The 18,779-nt window shown below is 64.0% G+C and carries 18 protein-coding genes; 17 read left to right on the top strand and 1 reads right to left on the bottom strand.

Going from position 1 to position 18,779, the window contains the following annotated elements; all coding sequences use genetic code 11:
- Window positions 1-176: 176 nt before the first annotated feature.
- From NKH04_RS08525 to NKH04_RS08565, 9 genes are all read left to right on the top strand, one after another.
- Window positions 177-1,283, top strand: a complete 1,107-nt coding sequence (locus tag NKH04_RS08525; RefSeq protein WP_352472885.1) for an NAD-dependent epimerase/dehydratase family protein — start codon at window positions 177-179, stop codon at window positions 1,281-1,283.
- Window positions 1,280-2,359, top strand: coding sequence for an NAD-dependent epimerase/dehydratase family protein (locus NKH04_RS08530; protein ID WP_352472884.1), 1,080 nt, complete (start codon window positions 1,280-1,282; stop codon window positions 2,357-2,359). The genes NKH04_RS08525 and NKH04_RS08530 overlap by 4 nt, the downstream gene beginning before the upstream one ends.
- Window positions 2,356-3,648: a TIGR04295 family B12-binding domain-containing radical SAM protein gene (locus NKH04_RS08535; RefSeq protein WP_352472883.1), complete on the top strand. Its 1,293-nt coding sequence runs from the start codon at window positions 2,356-2,358 to the stop codon at window positions 3,646-3,648. Before NKH04_RS08530 ends, NKH04_RS08535 begins: the two co-directional genes overlap by 4 nt.
- Complete coding sequence (locus NKH04_RS08540; protein ID WP_352472882.1) at window positions 3,633-4,733, top strand: glycosyltransferase family 4 protein; 1,101 nt, start codon at window positions 3,633-3,635, stop codon at window positions 4,731-4,733. Before NKH04_RS08535 ends, NKH04_RS08540 begins: the two co-directional genes overlap by 16 nt.
- Before the next feature lie 2 nt (window positions 4,734-4,735).
- Window positions 4,736-5,866, top strand: coding sequence for a CgeB family protein (locus NKH04_RS08545; RefSeq protein ID WP_352472881.1), 1,131 nt, complete (start codon window positions 4,736-4,738; stop codon window positions 5,864-5,866).
- On the top strand, window positions 5,863-6,957 hold the full coding sequence (locus NKH04_RS08550) for a CgeB family protein (protein ID WP_353044237.1): 1,095 nt from the start codon (window positions 5,863-5,865) through the stop codon (window positions 6,955-6,957). The genes NKH04_RS08545 and NKH04_RS08550 overlap by 4 nt, the downstream gene beginning before the upstream one ends.
- A complete protein-coding gene (locus tag NKH04_RS08555; RefSeq protein ID WP_352472880.1) occupies window positions 6,954-8,063 on the top strand; it encodes a CgeB family protein in 1,110 nt (369 codons plus the stop codon). Before NKH04_RS08550 ends, NKH04_RS08555 begins: the two co-directional genes overlap by 4 nt.
- 23 nt (window positions 8,064-8,086) lie before the next feature.
- Window positions 8,087-9,133: a UDP-glucuronic acid decarboxylase family protein gene (locus NKH04_RS08560; protein WP_352472879.1), complete on the top strand. Its 1,047-nt coding sequence runs from the start codon at window positions 8,087-8,089 to the stop codon at window positions 9,131-9,133.
- 109 nt (window positions 9,134-9,242) lie between these two features.
- Window positions 9,243-9,440 carry a hypothetical protein gene (locus tag NKH04_RS08565; RefSeq protein WP_352542038.1) on the top strand — a complete coding sequence of 66 codons (198 nt, stop codon included), beginning with the start codon at window positions 9,243-9,245 and terminating at the stop codon, window positions 9,438-9,440.
- Here the strand turns inward: NKH04_RS08565 and NKH04_RS08570 are convergent.
- Window positions 9,377-11,122 carry a hypothetical protein gene (locus tag NKH04_RS08570; RefSeq protein WP_352472878.1) on the bottom strand — a complete coding sequence of 582 codons (1,746 nt, stop codon included), beginning with the start codon at window positions 11,120-11,122 and terminating at the stop codon, window positions 9,377-9,379. The genes NKH04_RS08565 and NKH04_RS08570 overlap by 64 nt on opposite strands.
- 239 nt (window positions 11,123-11,361) lie before the next feature.
- Between NKH04_RS08570 and NKH04_RS08575 the strand changes: the two genes are divergently transcribed.
- Genes NKH04_RS08575 through NKH04_RS08610 form a run of 8 tightly spaced genes read left to right on the top strand, consistent with a single transcriptional unit; the run spans window position 11,362 to window position 18,747 of the window.
- Window positions 11,362-12,465 carry an inositol-3-phosphate synthase gene (locus NKH04_RS08575; protein WP_352472877.1) on the top strand — a complete coding sequence of 368 codons (1,104 nt, stop codon included), beginning with the start codon at window positions 11,362-11,364 and terminating at the stop codon, window positions 12,463-12,465.
- Entirely contained in the window at window positions 12,462-13,058 is a 597-nt protein-coding gene (locus NKH04_RS08580) for a histidine phosphatase family protein (RefSeq protein ID WP_352472876.1), read from the top strand. The genes NKH04_RS08575 and NKH04_RS08580 overlap by 4 nt, the downstream gene beginning before the upstream one ends.
- Before the next feature lie 14 nt (window positions 13,059-13,072).
- Entirely contained in the window at window positions 13,073-14,176 is a 1,104-nt protein-coding gene (locus NKH04_RS08585; protein WP_352472875.1) for a CgeB family protein, read from the top strand.
- Complete coding sequence (locus NKH04_RS08590; protein ID WP_353044238.1) at window positions 14,176-14,976, top strand: nucleotidyltransferase family protein; 801 nt, start codon at window positions 14,176-14,178, stop codon at window positions 14,974-14,976. Before NKH04_RS08585 ends, NKH04_RS08590 begins: the two co-directional genes overlap by 1 nt.
- Window positions 14,977-14,978: 2 nt before the next feature.
- Complete coding sequence (locus NKH04_RS08595) at window positions 14,979-15,740, top strand: TIGR04290 family methyltransferase (RefSeq protein ID WP_352472873.1); 762 nt, start codon at window positions 14,979-14,981, stop codon at window positions 15,738-15,740.
- Window positions 15,733-16,665 carry a glycoside hydrolase 5 family protein gene (locus NKH04_RS08600; protein WP_352542039.1) on the top strand — a complete coding sequence of 311 codons (933 nt, stop codon included), beginning with the start codon at window positions 15,733-15,735 and terminating at the stop codon, window positions 16,663-16,665. The genes NKH04_RS08595 and NKH04_RS08600 overlap by 8 nt, the downstream gene beginning before the upstream one ends.
- Before the next feature lie 20 nt (window positions 16,666-16,685).
- Window positions 16,686-17,750: a glycosyltransferase family 4 protein gene (locus NKH04_RS08605; protein ID WP_352472871.1), complete on the top strand. Its 1,065-nt coding sequence runs from the start codon at window positions 16,686-16,688 to the stop codon at window positions 17,748-17,750.
- Between the two features lie 7 nt (window positions 17,751-17,757).
- Window positions 17,758-18,747: a GNAT family N-acetyltransferase gene (locus NKH04_RS08610; protein ID WP_352472870.1), complete on the top strand. Its 990-nt coding sequence runs from the start codon at window positions 17,758-17,760 to the stop codon at window positions 18,745-18,747.
- The last annotated feature ends 32 nt before the right edge of the window (window positions 18,748-18,779 follow it).

Raw genomic sequence — 18,779 nt, forward strand, 5'->3', positions numbered from 1 at the left:
TGCGCGCGGTTGGTTGATTATGGCTCCTAACACCAAGCGCGCTTCGATGTTCCCGTGCCCAGCCCGAGGCGGGGTCGCTTTCGGAGCGCAGCGTTCCGGGAACTTTGTTGAAGCAAGGGAACAAACCTTTCGCCCGGAAGTTTGGGGCGGCAAAGCCATTCGTATGAGGAGTTGTCGTGAAACGTATACTGGTCACGGGAGGCTGCGGTTTTATCGGCCGCCACGTCGCCCAGGAACTCGTTGAACATGGCTATGGGGTTTCAATTCTCGATGCGCTGCTGGACCAGGTGCATGGTGGCGAGGCAATCAGCCTGCCGCCAGGCGCCAAGCTGATCAAAGGCGACGTTCGCGATCGCGACGCCATCTCAGAGGCGGTCGACGATGTCGACGCGATCATTCACCTGGCGGCTGAAGTGGGCGTCGGCCAGTCCATGTACGAGATCGCCCGCTATGTCGGCGCCAACGACCTCGGCACCGCCACGTTGCTGGAAGCGCTGATCAAACGCCCGATCGAACGGATCGTCGTTGCTTCGTCGATGAGCGTCTATGGCGAGGGTCTCTATGCGACGCCGGACGGCCGGCGCATCGACAATGCAAGACGGCAGCCGGACGATATCCGCAGCGGCCAATGGAATCCCCTGTCCCCGGAAGGTGAAGTCCTGTCGCCGCTGCCGACCGACGAACAGAAACCGGTCGATCTCGCCTCAATTTACGCGCTGACGAAATACGCCCAGGAACGCGCCGTACTGATCTTCGGCGAAGCCTATGGGGTCGATGCGGTGGCGCTGCGCCTGTTCAATGTCTTCGGCGCCGGACAGGCGCTCTCGAACCCGTATACCGGCGTCCTCGCGAACTTCGCCTCGCGCATCGCCAACGGCCAGCGGCCGCTGATCTTCGAGGACGGCGAACAGCAGCGCGATTTCGTGCATGTACGCGACGTCGCCCGCGCCTTCCGGCTGGCGCTGGAACAGCCGCAGGCACGCGGCCACGTCATCAACATCGGCAGCGGGCGAGCCTACGCGGTCAGCGATGTCGCCCGGCTGCTCGCCGAAGCGATGGGCGTGCCTGGCCGCCAGCCGGAAATCCTCGGCAAGGCACGCTCCGGCGATATCCGCAATTGCTTTGCCGACATCTCCAAGGCGCGCGAACTGCTCGGCTTCCAGCCGCAGTACCGGCTGGAGCATTCGCTCGGCGATTTCGTCGCCTGGGTGCGCAACACGGTCGCCATCGATCGCAGCGCCGAGATGAAGCGGGAACTCGAAGCGCGAGGGCTGGTATCATGAGACCGGAGTCACCCGATTTTCGCGAAATGCCCATCGCCATTATCGGCGGCAGCGGCTTCATCGGCTCCAACCTCGCCGACAGCCTGTTGTCGGATGGCGAACTGGTGCTGGTCATCGACAACCTGAGCCGTCCCGGCGTCGAGCAGAACCTGGAATGGCTGACGCAAAAGCACGGCAGCCGCCTGACCATCGAAATCGCCGATATCCGCGACGCCGAGGCGCTCGCGCCGCTGGTGGCGCGTTCAAAGGCGGTTTTCCACTTTGCAGCGCAGACCGCCGTCACCACGAGCCTGGTTCGACCGGACGAGGATTTCGACGTCAACCTGCGCGGGACGTTCAACGTCCTGGAAGCCGCTCGCCGCAGCGGCAAGCGCACCCCCGTCGTTTTCGCCAGCACCAACAAGGTCTATGGCCGCCTTGCCGATCTCGCCATGCGCGAAGAGGACGGCAGATACGCGCCTCGCGACGCGGCCATCCATGCGCACGGCATCGACGAGACGCGCGGCCTCGATTTCTGCACGCCCTATGGCTGCTCCAAGGGCGCGGCGGACCAGTATGTCCTCGACTACGCCAAGTCATACGACCTGCCGACGGCGGTGCTGCGCATGAGCTGCATCTATGGACCGCGCCAGTTCGGGACGGAGGATCAGGGCTGGGTCGCCCACTTCCTGCTTAGCGCCTTCTCGGACCGGCCGATCACCATCTATGGCGACGGCAAGCAGGTGCGCGACATCCTCCACGTTGCCGACGCGGTCGCGGCCTATCGCGCCGTGCTCGACCGGATCGAGGAAATCAGCGGCCAAGCATTCAATCTCGGCGGCGGACCACAAAACGCCGTCAGCCTGCGCACGCTGCTGAACGAGATTCGCGACATAACGAAACGGGACGTTCCGATCCGTTACGACCGCGAACGCACCGGCGACCAACCGTTCTTCGTCGCCGACACACGCGCGATCGAGGCGGCGCTGGGATGGAAAGCGCACGTCCCGTGGCAAAACGGCATCCGCGACCTCGCCGACTGGCTGCAGCGTCATCGCCTCGACCCGCATCCCGAACCGGCGAGGTACGTGGCATGAGGGTCGCTCTGGTCAATCCGTCCTGGACGTACCAGGACAGCATCTATTTCGGCTGCCGCCAGCCGCATCTGCCGCTCGAACTCGGCTATTCGAAAGCGCTGCTCGACGCCGCCGGCCACGAGGTGCTGATGCTGGACGGGCAGATCCAGAAGCTCGACAACGCCGCGCTCGCCGATCGCGTCGCCGCATTCGAGCCTGACATGACCGTCGTCAGCACCGCGCCGACCTACCTGTTCTGGCGCTGCGCACCGCCCGAGTTGCGGGTGCCGGCCGATTTCCTCAATCATCTTGCCGGGTGCGGCGGTCGCACCGTCGCCGTCGGGCCGCATGGCTCGGCGACGCCGACGCCGACTTTGCGCAAGCTAGGCGTCGACATCGTCGTGCGCGGCGAATGCGAGGAAGTGGTCGCGGAACTTGCCCGGCGCGACGACTGGAGCGCGGTGCCGTCCACGGCCTATTTCGAGGATGGAGAACTGGTCTCGAACGGCGGCGTGCATGCGAGCTCGTTCATCGATCACCCGCCGCTCGAATGGCCGTCGGACTGGATTGCCGCGCATTCGCACCACCATCATCGCTTCGACGACAACCAGGTCGGCTTTGGCGCGGAGGTCGAGGCGTCGCGCGGCTGCCCGTATAATTGCAGCTTCTGCGCCAAGATCGATTTCCGCGATGCCTACCGCCGCCGGAACCACGAAGCAGTGATCGCCGAGATCGACCGGCTGATCGCACAGGGTGTCGGCTACATCTACTTCATCGACGAGATCTTCCTGCCGCAAAAGGCATTGCTGGAGGCGCTGGTCGATCGCGATGTGAAGTTCGGCGTGCAGACCCGTATTGACCTCTGGAAGCCGGAATTGCTGAAGCTGCTCGGTGCCGCCGGCTGCGTCTCGATCGAGGCGGGCCTCGAAAGCCTGACTGTGGAAGGCCGCGCCATGCTGGCAAAACGCTGCCGTTTGGGCACCGAGGAGCTGGCCGCGCTGCTGGTCGACGCAAGGCGCCACGTGCCGTTCGTGCAGGCCAATCTGATCGGCGTGGTCGAGGACGATCCCGCGCTCGTCGATTATTGGCGGAAGCACCTGATCGACAACGGCGTTTGGGCCAACGAACCGGTGCCGCTCTATCCTTATCCGAGTTCGCCGAGCTACCGCGAACTTTGGGGCGAGCCGGACGATCTCGCCTGGGAGCGCGCGCATGAACATTACCTCGCATCCTTCCGAACGTTCAGCGACATCCAGGAGAAGCGTCCGCGTCCGCTGGCTGAATTGGAGGCCACATGTTGCGGACGCTGAGCCCGCCGCGTCGCATACTGATGACCGTCGATGCCGTCGGTGGCGTCTGGCGCTATGCGCTCGATCTGGCCAGGCAATTGGTCGCCGGCGGCGACAGCGTCGTGCTTGCCGGGCTTGGTCCGGAACCGTCCAGGCAGCAGGCGGAGGAGGCCCAGTCATTCGCGGCGCTGACCTGGCTCAACACGCCGCCCGACTGGATGACCCGCAACGAGCACGACCTCGATACATTGCAGCGGGAGCTGCACCCGCTCATACGTGACTACGCCGTCGAAATCGTCCATCTCAACGCGCCGACGCAGGCCGCGGGGCTCGATGTGCCCTGCCCGATCGTGACGGTGTCGCATTCCTGCGTGGTGACATGGTTCCACGCCGTCAAGGGACAGGCGGCGGACGGCGAATGGGCCTGGCAGAAGGACCGCAACCGGCGCGGTTTCGACAAAACAGGCATTGTCGTTGCACCCAGCCGCAGCCATGCCGACATGCTCGAAACCTGCTACGGGCCGATCGCCCGCCTGAGCGTCGTCGGCAACGGGGCGCGGCCCGGCGCGAAGAGCGAAAGACGGGAATCGGTGGTTTTCGCCGCCGCGCGCTGGTGGGACGAAGGAAAGAATGCGGCGGTGCTGGACCAGGCCGCCTCCCTGACGCAATGGCCGGTCTTCGTCGCCGGCTCCTTGCAAGGCCCGGACGGCCAGCATGTTGGCTTCAGTCACGCCGTTCCCGTCGGACCGGTGCCACATGAGGAAGTGCGCTCGCTGATGGCGCGGGCAGGCATTTTCGTATCGCCGTCGCTCTACGAACCGTTCGGCCTGGCCACGCTGGAAGCCGCGATGTCGAAGACGCCTTTGGTGCTCGCGGATATCTCGACCTATCGCGAATTGTGGGACGGGGCGGCCATGTTCTTCGACGCGCGCGATCCGGGCGATCTCGCCAGATGCGTCAACAGCCTTTGCAGCGACGCGCAGCGCCGGCGAGAGCTCGGTGAAGCAGCCGCTCGCCGAAGCCGCAGATTTTCATTGGCAAGACAGGCGACCGCCATGCGCGGCGTCTACGACAAGGCGGCCCTGGCCACCATGGCGGATAATTGATTATGCGATTTTTATTCTACACCCATTCGATCGTTTCCGACTGGAACCACGGCAACGCACATTTCCTGCGCGGCATCATGCGTGAGCTGGTCGCGCGCGGGCACCAGGCTATCGCGCTGGAGCCCGCCGACGGCTGGAGCCGGTCGAACCTGCTGGCCGAGAAAGGGTCCTTCGCAATCGAGCGATTCCGGAAGGACTTCCCCGAGTTGATGCCGGTGACCTACGATGCCGCTTTCGACCACGAAGCCTGGATCTCCGACGCCGATGTGGTGATCGTGCATGAGTGGACCGAGCCGGACCTTGTTGCGCGGCTGGGCAGGGCGAAAGCAACTGGCGGCCGTTTCACGCTGCTGTTCCACGACACGCACCATCGCGCTATCTCGGCCACGCAAGCGATTTCCGCCTTGCGGCTTGAACATTACGACGGCGTGCTCGCCTTCGGCGAGGCGCTGCGGGAAAGCTATCTTCGCGCCGGATGGGGCAAGCGGGTCTTCACCTGGCACGAGGCAGCCGATGACCACCTGTTCCAGCCGCATCCTGAAATCGAGCGTAGTTCCGACCTTATCTGGATCGGCAATTGGGGCGACGACGAGCGCAGTGCCGAAATCAGGGAGTTCCTGGTCGGCCCGGTGCGTGAACTCGGCCTGAGCGGAACCGTCCACGGCGTTCGCTATCCGCGGGAGGCGCTCGCCGACCTTGCGGCCGCCGGCCTGCGCTGCGAAGGCTGGATCGCCAATGCCGACGTGCCGAAGGCGTTCGCGGCGAACCGCATCACGGTTCACATCCCGCGGCGTCCATACCGCGAAAGCCTGCCCGGCATCCCGACCATCCGCATGTTCGAGGCGCTCGCCTGCGGCATCCCGCTCGTTTCGGCGCCGTGGTCCGATGTCGAATGCCTGTTCAGGCCCGGCGTAGATTTTCTGTTTGCAAACAACGGTTCCGAGATGCGGCGTCATCTTCGCGCCGTGCTGCACGACGCGGACCTCGCCGCTTCTCTGGCGACATCGGGCCTCGAGACCATCCGCTTGCGGCACACATGCCGGCACCGGGCGGATCAATTGTTCGGCGTGCTCGCCGAATGCGGGCGCCGCCAAGCCGCCGACACGATCCTTGCAAAGGAGGCCGCCGAATGAAGATCGCATTTTACGGGTCAAGCCTGCTGTCGTCCTACTGGAACGGCGCGGCCACCTATTACCGCGGGCTGCTCAAGGCCTTGGCCAGGCTCGGCTACGACATCACCTTCTATGAGCCCGATGTCTACGATCGCCAGAAGAACCGCGACATCGAGGCGCCGGACTGGTGTGCCGTCGTCGTCTACGAGGCCACTCCGCATGCCATGATGCAGGTGGCGGCGCGAGCGGCGGAGGCAGATATCGTCGTCAAGGCGAGCGGCGTCGGTTTCGCCGACGACGCACTGTTGCGGGCGGTGCTCGATCACGCCCGTGCCGATGCGCTCACCGTATTCTGGGATGTCGATGCGCCGGCGACGCTTGGCCAGTTGCGCGACGAGCCCGACCATCCGCTGCATCGCGCGCTGCAGGAAATCGACCTCGTGCTGACCTATGGCGGCGGCGACCCGGTGGTCTGGGCCTATCGGGCAATGGGGGCGGCCGAATGCGTGCCGATCTACAACGCGCTCGATCCGGAAACGCATCATCCGGTCGGCAAGGACATGCGCTTTGCCTGCGATCTCGCCTTTCTCGGCAACCGGCTGCCGGACCGCGAGGCGCGCGTCGAGGCCTTCTTCCTCGACCCGGCCGGCCGCTCCGCCGTTCAGCGCTTCCTGCTCGGCGGATCGGGCTGGGGCGACAAGCAGATGCCCGCCAATGTCCGATGGCTCGGCCATGTCGGCACGCGCGACCACAATGCATTGAACGTCACGGCCAAGGCGGTGCTGAACATCAGCCGCGACAGCATGGCGGCCAATGGCTTTTCACCTGCGACGCGCGTTTTTGAGGCGGCGGGCGCCGGCGCATGCCTCATCACCGACGCCTGGCTCGGCGTCGACCTGTTCCTGAAACCCGGCGAGGAAATCCTGGTCGCGCGCGATGGCGAGGACGTCGCCGAGATCATGCAAAGCCTTAGTGCCGAACGGGCCAAGGCGATCGGGGCATCGGCGCTTCGTCGGGTACTTGGCGAACATACCTATACGACACGGGCCGTTTTGGCCGACGCCATCTTCAGGCGCCATTTCGAGCGTCCGACCGTGGAGGCGGCCGAATGACGAAGCCGCTCGACATCGTCTTTCTTGGCCTGTCGCTCTCCTCATCCTGGGGAAACGGCCATGCCACCACCTTTCGGGGGCTGCTTAAAGGTCTCCACGAACTCGGCCACCGCGTCACTTTTCTCGAACGCGACGTGCCGTGGTACGCAAGTCACCGGGATCTGCGCGATCCCGATTTCTGCGCCTTGCGCTACTATGAAACGATCGATGATCTTCGCCGCAATTTTGCGCGCTGCCTGCGCGATGCCGATATCGTGGTCGTCGGCTCCTTCGTTCCCGAAGGCCCTGAAATCATCGACGTCGTGGCATCGTTGTGCACGGGTCAGTTCTGCTTCTACGACATCGACACTCCGATCACGCTGGCAAAGCTTTCGACCGATGATTGCGAGTACATTGCCAGGCGGCAGGTCCCGTATTTCGACGTCTACTTCTCCTTCACCGGCGGGCCGACGCTTGCCCGTCTAACGGCGGAATTCGGCGCGAGGCGGGCCGAGCCGCTCTACTGCTCCGTCGACCCGGAACGGCATCACGGAACCGGTGATCCAATCCGCTGGGATCTCGGCTATCTCGGCACCTACAGCCCCGACCGCCAGGCGACGCTGGAGGCCCTGCTGTTCGAACCGGCGCGTCGCATGCCAGAGCGCCGCTTCGTCGTGACAGGCTCGCAATATCCGCGCGAAATCGCCTGGCCGGACAATGTGGATCGCATCGAACACCTGCCGCCGGCAGATCACGCCGCCTTTTACAGCCGCCAACGCTACACGTTGAACGTCACGCGCAGTTCCATGATCGCGGCCGGATGGTCGCCCAGCGTGCGCCTCTTCGAGGCAGCCGCCTGCGGCACGGCGATCATCAGCGATAGCTGGGCCGGACTGGACAGCCTGTTTCCAGAGCGGACGATCCACACGGCTCGCAGGACCGAGGACGTAGTCGGTATCCTGTCCGGGGAATCCGACGGCGCCCGGCTTGCCATGGCCAGGCAGGCGCGCGTGCTCATCCTCGCAGCTCACACAAGCATCGCAAGAGCCCGCGAATTCGTTTCGCTGCTGGCGCAGGCCAAATCGCCAGGTTCTGTTCTCGATCTGGACGTCGAGAGCGCAGCATGACCCGCAGACGGGAGAAGATAGAGATGCAGCTATCAAGAAAGGCGCAACGGACCAAGACCGTGCTTGTCGCCGGCGGCGCAGGTTTCCTCGGTTCGCATCTTTGCGAGACAATGTTCCAGGCCGGCTGGCGCGTGATCTGCGTCGACAATTTCCTTACCGGCCGCATGGAGAACATAGCATCGATCGCCGATCGTCCGGATTTTCGGCTGATCAAGCAAGACATTTGCCGACCGTTGGAGCTTGGCGAACCGGTTGACCGCATCTTCAACATGGCGTGCGCGGCCTCGCCGCCGCGTTACCAGGCCGACCCGGTCCATACGACGCGGACTTGCGTCATCGGAACGCTCAATCTGCTGGAGCTCGCCGCCCGCAATGGCGCCCGGTTCCTGCAGGCGTCCACCAGCGAAATTTACGGCGATCCCGAACAGCATCCGCAGAAGGAAGACTATGTCGGCCACGTGAACTGCATCGGGCCCCGCGCCTGCTATGACGAAGGCAAGCGCACCGCCGAAACCTTATGCTTCGATTATTTGAGAATGGGAAAGGCCGATATCCGTGTCGCGCGCATCTTCAACACCTATGGTCCCAGGATGGACCCTGCGGACGGACGGATCGTTTCCAATCTGATCATGCAGGCACTCGAGAGACGGCCGCTGACGATATTCGGCGACGGGCTGCAGACCAGGTCGTTCTGCTACGTTTCCGATCTGGTCGACGGCTTGATCCGGCTGATGGAGGTCGATCCCAATCCACGCCAGCCGGTTAATCTGGGCAATCCGGGGGAGTTCACCATCCTGCAACTGGCGAGCCTGGTGAGAGGCATGACCGCAACCAAATCGGGCCTGAAATTCCTGCCGCTGCCGCAAGACGATCCTCGTCGTCGGCAACCCGACATTTCCCGCGCGAGAAAGCTTCTCGGCTGGTCGCCAAAAGTGCCGCTCAGGCAGGGTTTGATGCACACGATCGGCTATTTTGCCGAGCTTGAGACGGCGCAGATGATCGACAGAAGACGTCGAATTGCCGCCACCGTGCGTTCTGCATCAGGCCGGCTGCAAAACCTGCCGGCCTGAGGCGAGGAGCGTCTGGCCGCTGTATGATCGCGCGGTCGTTTCGGATTTGGTCACTTTTTCTCGTCGCGGGAACAACCCGTCCAGCTTCTGGTTCTGCCAAGGTACCGGCATGGAGACGACTGTGCATCCGAAGCGATCCGCCAAAGACATCGAACAAATGGCCGCAAAGGAGACGGCTGCCTTCCTGCGGCGCGCCTCTATCACCTATCTGGAATGTTGTGTGAGCCTGATGATGACGCATCTTCAGCGCGAGGAGGTAGCCGCCATCCTCGAAAAGGAAGCGGATATGCTGCGCCGGCTGGATTGATCGGGCTCGAAGGGCCGCAGGTCGCCTTGGCTTTCCAGGAAACGAAGCAGCGCGGCAGCGTAACGTCTTGCCGCGGCCGCCAGCCGGATCTGTTCCCGATCATCGCCCGATCGCTCAGCCATGCTCCACAAGCCAAGCTGGAAGGCGAGATAGCAGGGCTCGTAGTAGTGGACCAGTTTGGCATCGACGGGACGAGACGTAGTCGCCTCGACAGCTTTGCACAGTGCCGCAGTCGCCGCGTCGGAGAGGCTGTACTCGACACGGGCGCCGGCAATGTCCCAGGCGATGTCCTGGCAGCCGATCAGATCGTGCGATCGGCAATGGTCGAGGGCGTCCGTCTTGATCAGCGTTCCGCCGCGCGAAAGGATGAACTCCCACGGATGAAGCCGCCCGTCGATTTCGACCCGCTGCATGGTCTTTGGTGAAGCCTGTTTCGAGAACCAGTTCCGCAGCTCCGCCGCGCGGCTTTCGCCCAGCGCCTCGCTGGTATTCCGCACGGCCATGTCGGCAAGCGCCTCCAGCGAGGCACCCGGCCCGGAGGCGGGCAGATTGGCTGCGCGCCAGGCGAGATAGCGCGCCAGATGAGCGACCATTTTTTGTTTCGAATGCCTTGCCCGCTCCAGCGTTGCACCGTCGCTCCAGCGTTCGACGAGAAAGCCATGGCACAGCCCGGCAATTTCCGGGCCAAAGCCTGCGTCATGCAGCCTCCTGGCAGTCTCGGCCTTGTGCATTCCGATTTCACCGAGGCCGACGAATTTGACCGACCATTTTTCCCGGCCCGCAGAAGCAAGAAACTTTCGCCGCTCTAAGCCGCGGTGGACGGGTGGCCAATGATCCTGCGAGCCATAATGCAAGCGACGCCACTCTCCGGCGGATATTTCCATCAGGCTGACCGCTGTGCGGCCGATCGTCCTGGCCACCCAATCCCGCAGCGCCGGCAGAGCGGATCCCGCGGGGAAAGTCCGTTCGAAATCCGCGGTGTGTTTTTGGCAAACCGTCCATGCCTCACGGATGTCCGCCGATGCCTCGGGACCCGGCCCACCCGAATGGCTGGGGAACAGATGGATGCGCCCGGCATCGATATCCAGCGCTTGCAGCCATGCGACGACGGCGTGAAACGAGCTGCCGGACAGGCCCGGGCCCTCATCGACGACAGCGAAATGGGCCGATGGCCTTGTCCTCCAGCCGCCGATCAGTTCCGGATCGGCGGCAAGCCGCCTGCGAAACGGATGACCGATCGGACGGACACCGACGGGTGCCTGTGCGCCGATGGCTGCAGCCACCATCGCTGCAAGCCCCAGGCCGATGCTGCGGATGCCGATTACGCATGTGTTCGCATCGAGACCCGACTGCCGCGCGGCGACCAAATAGCTTTCCGGATAGAGCGCGTAATGGGCGTAGCCCTCGGCCGTGCCGATGAGGATTTCGCCGTCGCAATCGAGTTCGGCCAGCATTCGCGGCACGTCGGCATCGATCGGGCCGTCGACGGCGAATCCGGCCCTCCACGATCTGCCCACGTCCCGGGCCAAGCCGACCAGGAGATTTGCGCCCGCGATCCGCTGTCGGGAATTCCTGTCCATGCCGTTGGCCTCGAATTCAGCATCGGCAAGGCCCTGGACCAATTCCGAGGTCTTGATGAACAGGCCGACCAGGGCTGCGTGGCGTTCGATCCCGCTGGGCATGTCCGCAATGTGCCCGGCCGCTTCGCAGGCCGAGCTGCGAACATGTCGCGCGCTCTCAATTCGCTTGTGGTCGCCATAGACGATCATTGTCCCGTCCCGGTTGGCCTCACTGCACAACTCGGCGAGCGCTACTTTGATCCACCATCGGTTGCACGATTTTTGCAGCCGGCAAGGAACAATCAGCGAGGCAGGCGGTTTGGCACGAAGAACTTACCTTCAACAGCATAGGCAGCGGTTTCGTGGGATCGAAGAAAGTTCGGATCGGAATAGTCGGCGTCGGCAACTGCGCCTCCTCCCTTGTTCAGGGCATCACCTATTACCGCGACGCAAGAAGCAATGAGCCCATACCCGGGCTGATGCATGCCGATCTTGGCGGCTACCATGTCAAGGACATCGAAGTGGTCTGCGCTTTCGACGTCGCCAAGGGCAAGGTCGGACGCGATGTGGCCGACGCGATCTACAGCGCGCCGAACAATACTTTCCGCTTTGCCAATGTAGCGCCTACCGGCGCCCGCGTCGAACGCGGACCGACGCTGGATGGCATCGGCAAATATCTGCGTGACGAGATCGTGGAGGCCGACGAACCCGTCGCCAACATCAGCAAGATCCTCGCCGAAAGCGGCGCCGAAATCCTGGTGTCATATCTGCCTGTCGGTTCGGAGGAGGCAACGCGCTTTTATGCCGAGTGCGCGCTCGAGGCGGGCTGTGCCTTGGTCAACTGTATACCCGTCTTCATCGCCTCGCGGCCGGAGTGGCGCCGGCGCTTCGAGCAGCACGGCCTGCCGCTGATCGGCGACGACATCAAGAGCCAGGTCGGTGCGACGATCGTCCACCGGCTGCTCGCCAACCTGTTCCGCGAGCGCGGCGTGCGCATCGATCGCACCTACCAGCTCAATTTCGGCGGCAACACCGACTTCCTCAACATGCTGGAGCGCGAGCGGCTGGAATCGAAGAAGATCTCAAAGACGCAATCCGTCACCAGCCAGATCGACGTTCCCCTGGAGCCCGGCAACATTCACGTCGGGCCGAGCGACCATGTCCCGTGGCTGACCGACCGCAAGTGGGCCTATATCCGGGTCGAAGGCACGACCTTCGGCGGCGTACCGCTCAATGCCGAGCTCAAGCTGGAAGTGTGGGATTCGCCCAATTCGGCCGGCGTCGTCATCGATGCGGTGCGTTGCGCCAAGCTGGCGCTCGACCGCGGTATCGCGGGCGCGCTGACCGGTCCCTGCAGCTATTTCATGAAATCGCCGCCCGAGCAGTTCACCGACGCGGAAGCGCGCCAGCGCACGCTCTCTTTTATCGCCGGCAAGGACGAGCCGATGCTCGATGCCGCGGAATGACGACGACGTTCTTTCTGGTGCGCCACGCCGCGCACGACAATGTCGGCTGTTATCTTGCCGGAAGGATGGCCGGCGTTTGCCTCGGCGAAGCCGGCAAGGCACAGGCCTCGCATCTGGCAGACCGCATGGCACGTGAGGCGATAGCGGCAATCTTCTGCAGCCCGCGCGAACGCACGCAGGAGACTGCCAATCCGATCGCGCTCGCCTGCAATGCCGGTGAAATCGCGATCCGCGAGGAGATCGATGAGATCGACTTCGGCACCTGGTCGGGAAAGACCTTCGAGGAGCTGAACCAGGATGCCGACTGGCGGGTGTGGAACGACCAGCGTCAGCAGGCGAGAACACCGAGCGGCGAGACCATGCTGGACGTGCAGCAACGCGTCGTCTCATTGATCGAGCAGGTCCGCGGCACCTACCAGAACCAGGGCGTCGCACTGGTCAGCCATGCCGACGTCATCAAGGCCGCCGTGTGCAAGGTGCTCGGCCTGTCGCTGGGGAACTGCTTTCGCTTCGATATCGACCCAGCCTCGATCACCACGGTTGTTTGGGGGGACTGGGGGTCGAAGCTGATCAGACTCAACGAAGCTGCCTGACGAGGAATTGCCGGATGCGTATGGCTATTTTCGGTCTTACCGTGACATCGTCGTGGGGCAATGGGCACGCCACACTGTGGCGCGGATTGATCCGGGCGATGGCCGGGCTGGGCTGGTCCATCACCTTCTTCGAACGCAACACTCCCTATTATGCCGGGACGCGCGACCTCGATCAGTTGGATGGCGGCAGCATTGTCCTTTATCCGGACTGGCAGGACATCCAGAGCGTTGCCGAGCAGGCGATGAGTGAGGCCGATGTCGTCATCGTCACCTCCTATTGCCCCGATGCCGTGAGCGCGTCGCGCCTTGCCCACCAGGCCTGCCGCGGACTGAAGGTGTTCTACGATCTGGACACGCCGGTGACGCTGGCGCGGATCGAACAAGGTGAGCCTCCGGCCTATTTCGGGCCGGAAGGGCTTCGCGATTTCGATCTCGTGCTGAGCTACACGGGAGGAACCGCGATCGACGCATTGAGGTCGATGCTGGGTGCGCGCCACGTCATGCCGCTCTACGGCCATGTCGATCCAGAGCGACACCGGCCGGCTCCGCCCAGGCCGGAGTTTGCCGGCGACCTTTCCTATCTCGGGACCTATGCGGCAGACCGCCAGGCCGGGGTCGAGAGGCTGCTGGTCAGTCCGGCTGCGCGCCTGCCGGAGCGCCGCTTCATCATTGGCGGCGCACAATATCCGCAGGAATTCCCGTGGAGCGACAATATTTTCTTCGTCCGTCACCTGCCGCCCGCCGACCACCCCGCCTTCTTTTCATCATCACGGCTGACTCTGAATGTGACCCGCGAGGCGATGGCAGAAAGGGGCTGGTGCCCATCTGGCCGGCTGTTCGAAGCCGCCGCTTGCGGTGCCGCGATGGTGAGCGACACATGGCCGGGACTGGAGGCCTTTTTCCGGCCCGGCGAAGAGATCGTCGTGGCGAACAGCACCGACGACGTGGTCGCCGCGCTCGACCTGTCCGACGCCGAGCTTGACGCCATCCGCCGTCGAGCGCGCGAGCGGGTGCTGGAGGAACACACCTCGGCACGGCGCGCGAAGGAATTCGACCGCATCCTGTCCGATGCACTGCACGGCTCCACGCATGGCGAGCCGTTGAAGGAGGCAGTTTGATGTTGGGCATCGTGCCCGCAGCCGGACGGGGAAGCCGCATCCAGCCGCTCGGCTTTTCGAAGGAGCTTCTGCCGGTCGGCAGCCGCATCGACGGCAACACCGAACGGCCTTGCGCGGTCAGCGAATACCTGGTGCGCCGCATGGTGCGCGCGGGGGCCGACAAGATCTGCTTCGTCATCGGCTCGGGTAAGTCGGATATCCTCGAATATTATTCTGCCGGCTATGCCGACGCGACTGCGCTGTTTGTGGTGCAGCCCTCTCCGGTCGGCCTTTGCGACGCCATCTTCCGTGCCGCACCGCTCGTCACAGCCGATGAGACCGTTCTGGTCGGGTTGCCTGATACGATCTGGTTTCCCGAAGACGGCTTCCTGGCCCTCCCGGACGACGGCCTGTCCTTCCTGCTGTTTCCGGTGGACCAGCCGGAGTTCTTCGACGCCGTTGTTGTCGACCAGGACAGCCGGGTGAAGCAAATCCAGGTCAAGCAGCAGAATGCCCAATCGAACTGGATCTGGGGTGCGTTCAAGATGCCCGGCCGCACCCTTCACCAGCTCGCCGCGCTGTGGCGGGAACGGGACCGGTGCGACGAATATATCGGCACGCTGGTCAATGCCTATCTCGCCGCCGGAGGCGATGCCTGCGGCATCAAGGCTGGCACCGCCTATGTCGACGTCGGCACCTTCAACGGCTACCGCACCGCACTTCGCCTGCTTGAAAGCGCCGCCGGTACCAGGGACGATCAAGTCGACATTACGCTGCCCGGCCACCAGCACGTCCCTGTCCTCACAGGCGAAAGAGGCTAGCCATGCTGCATTCCGATGCCGAGATCCGCCGCCGTATCGATGCGCTCGGCCCATGGTTCCACAATATGGAACTGGCCGGCATCGAAACCGCTCCCGACCATTTCCTTGGCAACTATCCGCTGATCAAATGGCGCAAATTCGCCGACGCCATTCCCGCCGATCTTTCCGGCAAGGCGGTGCTCGACATAGGCTGCAATGCGGGTTTCTATTCGATCGAGATGAAACGCCGCGGCGCCGGCCGCGTGCTTGGCATCGATTTCGATGAGGCTTACCTGGCGCAGGCGCGCTTTGCCGCCGAGGTAGCAGACTGCGACATCGAATTCCGGCAGCTCTCGGTCTACGACGTTGGCGCCCTGCATGAGCGGTTCGACATCGTGCTGTTCATGGGCGTGCTCTACCATTTGCGCCATCCCTTGCTCGCACTCGATCTGATCCGGGAGCACGTCGCCCGGGACCTGATGATCTTCCAGTCGATGCAGCGCGGCAGCACCAACGTGCCGGCGCTCGAGCAGAATTATCATTTCTGGACCCACGACCTGTTCGACCGGCCGGAGTTCCCAAAGCTACATTTCATCGAGCATCGTTACGCCGACGACCCGACCAACTGGTGGATTCCCAATCGCGCCTGCACCGAAGCCATGCTGCGCAGCGCCGGCTTCGAGATCGTGCTGCAACCGGAGCAGGAGGTCTATTTCTGCCGCACCGGCGACGTGCCGGCCGGCGGCGGCGCCGTCTACCCGTCGAAAGGACCGACAAATGATTGAAGCCGCGATGATCTGGAACGAGCCCAACAACAAATCCCACTGGGATCCCGAGCTCGACCCCGACTGGAGCCGCTTCGCCGCTACGGCAATCCTGGCCGCCGACGCGATCGCGTTGGAGAATCCGGCCTTGACCAAAGTCCTTGGCGGCATCTCGCCGATCGATGCCGGCTTCATGACACGGATGAAGGAATTCGGCGTGCTCGATCATGTCGACGCAGTCGCCGTGCACGGCTTTCCGCTCGACTGGAACCTCTGGCAGATCCACGAATGGCCGCAGAAGATCGGCGAGATTTCGGCTGTCACCGATCTTCCGGTATGGGTCAGCGAGGTCGGCGTATCGACCTTCGGCGCCGAGGAGGTACAGGTCTGGGGCCTGCGCCGGACCGCGGAATTGCTGATCGGCAACGCGCCGCGCATCCAATGGTACAGCCTCTACGACCTGCCGCGCGAGTGGGAAGCGACGACACGCCATCGCGAGGCGGAAGGCTCGTCTTACTACCGCCATTTCTACATGGGCCTGCTCCGCCAGGACGGCACGCCAAAGCCCGCGCTCGAGGAGTTCCTTCACCACACGCCGGCAATGGGACTGGTGCAGTGGTTCCATTTCGAAGATCACCGGCTGGACGACGCCGTTGCCTGGATGAAACGCCTCGGCGTCACCAATCTGCGTACCGGGCTTTCCTGGGCCGACAGCTTCAGGCCGAACGCACTTGACTGGTTCGACCGGCAGATGGAGGCTTTGGCCGACTTCGACGTGACGGTTACTTTCTGCTTCACGCCGGAACACCGCGGAATGATGCCGCACCACAGCAGTCCGCCGCTGGTGCCGGAGGAATTCGCCGACTTCTGCGCGGCAATGACGCGCCGATATGCCGGCAGCATCGCTGCCCCTTCGGTCTGCAGGCTGCGCGCCTCCGCAGCGTGAGGAGCTTCGGCCCTCCAGCCATGACGCTCACCATCCTCAACGTCGCCTATCCCCTCGCCCCGGTCGGGCCGGATGCGGTCGGTGGTGCCGAGCAGGTGCTGTCGATGCTCGACCAGGCGCTCGTACAGGCCGGACACCGCTCGATCGTGATCGGCTGCCAGGGCTCGAGCGCTGCGGGTGTCCTCATCGAGACGCCGGCCGAACCGGGCGTGCTCGATGAAGCGGCCAAGCGCCGGGCGCAGCGTGCTCATTGCGCCGCAATTGCCACCGCGCGCGCTCGCTGGCCAATCGAGGTGGTCCATTTGCACGGTATCGATTTCGATGCCTATCTGCCGGGCGACGGGCCGACATTGGTGACCCTGCATTTGCCGCTCGACTGGTATCCGGCCGACGCTCTCAATCCGGCGCGGGAGGATCTGTGGCTGCATGCGGTATCGGCGGCTCAGCAAAGAACCGCGCCGCCGGGAGCCAGGCTGATTGGGCCGATTCCCAACGGAGTGGACGTCGACGCGCTGAGCGAGCCGCAGGCCAAACACGACTTTGCGCTCGTGCTCAGCCGCGTCTGCCCGGAAAAGGGCATCCATCTGGCGCTCGACGCAGCCAAGAAGGCCAGCGTGCCGCTGGTCATCGGTGGCAAGGTCTACCCCTATGAAACGCACACAGCGTATTTTCGCGACGAGGTCGAACCCCGGCTGGACGACCGGCGCCGCTTCCTTGGTCCGCTCGGCTTTGTCGCCAAGCGGCGCCTGCTGAATACAGCCCGCTGCCTAGTCATCCCGAGCCTTGCCGCGGAGACCAGTTCGCTCGTCGCAATGGAGGCGCTCGCCTGCGGCACCCCCGTGGTGGCCTTCCCGAATGGCGCACTGCCGGATGTGGTCGAGCACGGCAAGACCGGGTATCTGGTCGGGGATGTCGACGAGATGGCCGAAGCCATCGCTGCCGCACCCAGCCTGGACCCCGAGACCTGCCGAGCCGAGGCGCGGCGGCGCTTTTCACTCGACCGCATGGTTTCCTCCTACATGGACGCCTATCGGGCGCTGGCACGGCTCGGCACAGACAGCGGGCAGCTCGCGACGGCGAGGTGAGCAGGACATGCTCCGCAGTGAGATCATCGACGATCCGGCGGACCTCGAAGCCCTCGAGCCGCACTGGTGGGAACTTTGGTCGCGCAGTCCCTCGGCGACGCCGTTCCAGTCTCCCGCATGGTTGCTGCCATGGTGGCGGACATTTGCTCCCGGCGAGCTAGCGACGGTCGCCGTCTGGCGTGGCGACGATCTGGTCGGCCTGGCGCCACTCTATCTGGAACGCCACGACGCCGGCGCGCGATTGCTTCCGCTCGGCATTTCGTTGAGCGACTATCTGGATGTCCTTTGTCTTCCCGAGATGGCCGAACCGGTCGGCGCAGTCATCGGTGGCGCCGTTCTTTCCGTCGGCTGGTCACAGTGGATCTTGCAGGATCTGCCTCCCGGCGGCGCCGGCCTTGCCATCAGGCATGCCGCGCTCGAATCGTGCCAACCCGTCGGTCACGCCGCTTGCCCGGTGCTCGCCCTCGCTGGCGACCAGACGCTTCAAGGCTGCGTTCCGGCACGGCGGAGGCGCCAATTGCGGCGCGCCCACAGGGCCGCGTCGAGACGCGGCAGTGTCTCCATCGAACCCGCTTTGTCCGATCCGCAGATATTCCTCGACCACCTGATCCGCCTTCACCGCGCGCGCTGGGCCGGACACGGCGACGGCGTTCTGTCCGATTCCCGCGTGGAAGCATTCCACCGTCAGGCGCTGCCGCAGCTGGTCGCACAGGTGCTTGCCCGATGCTGGCTTGTCACGATCGGTAACGCGATCGTGGGCGCCTATTACGGGTTCCATCATCGTGGCCGCGCTTGCGCTTATCTCGGTGGCTTCGATCCGGCCTATGCCGATGAAAGTCCCGGCGCGCTGCTCATCGGCCAAGCGATAAGGCAGGCGATCTGCGAAGGCGCGGAAGAGTTCGATTTTCTGCGCGGACAAGAGGCCTACAAGTACAGCTGGGGCGCCGTCGACCGGTGGACGATGCGCAAGATCTGGACGCGGAGCAAAGGGCGATGAGCGCGACCCAGCCAGAATCTCGGCGGTCGATA

The sequence above is a fragment of the Mesorhizobium sp. M1365 genome (assembly GCF_040317865.1).
In the GTDB taxonomy this organism is placed as follows: domain Bacteria; phylum Pseudomonadota; class Alphaproteobacteria; order Rhizobiales; family Rhizobiaceae; genus Mesorhizobium.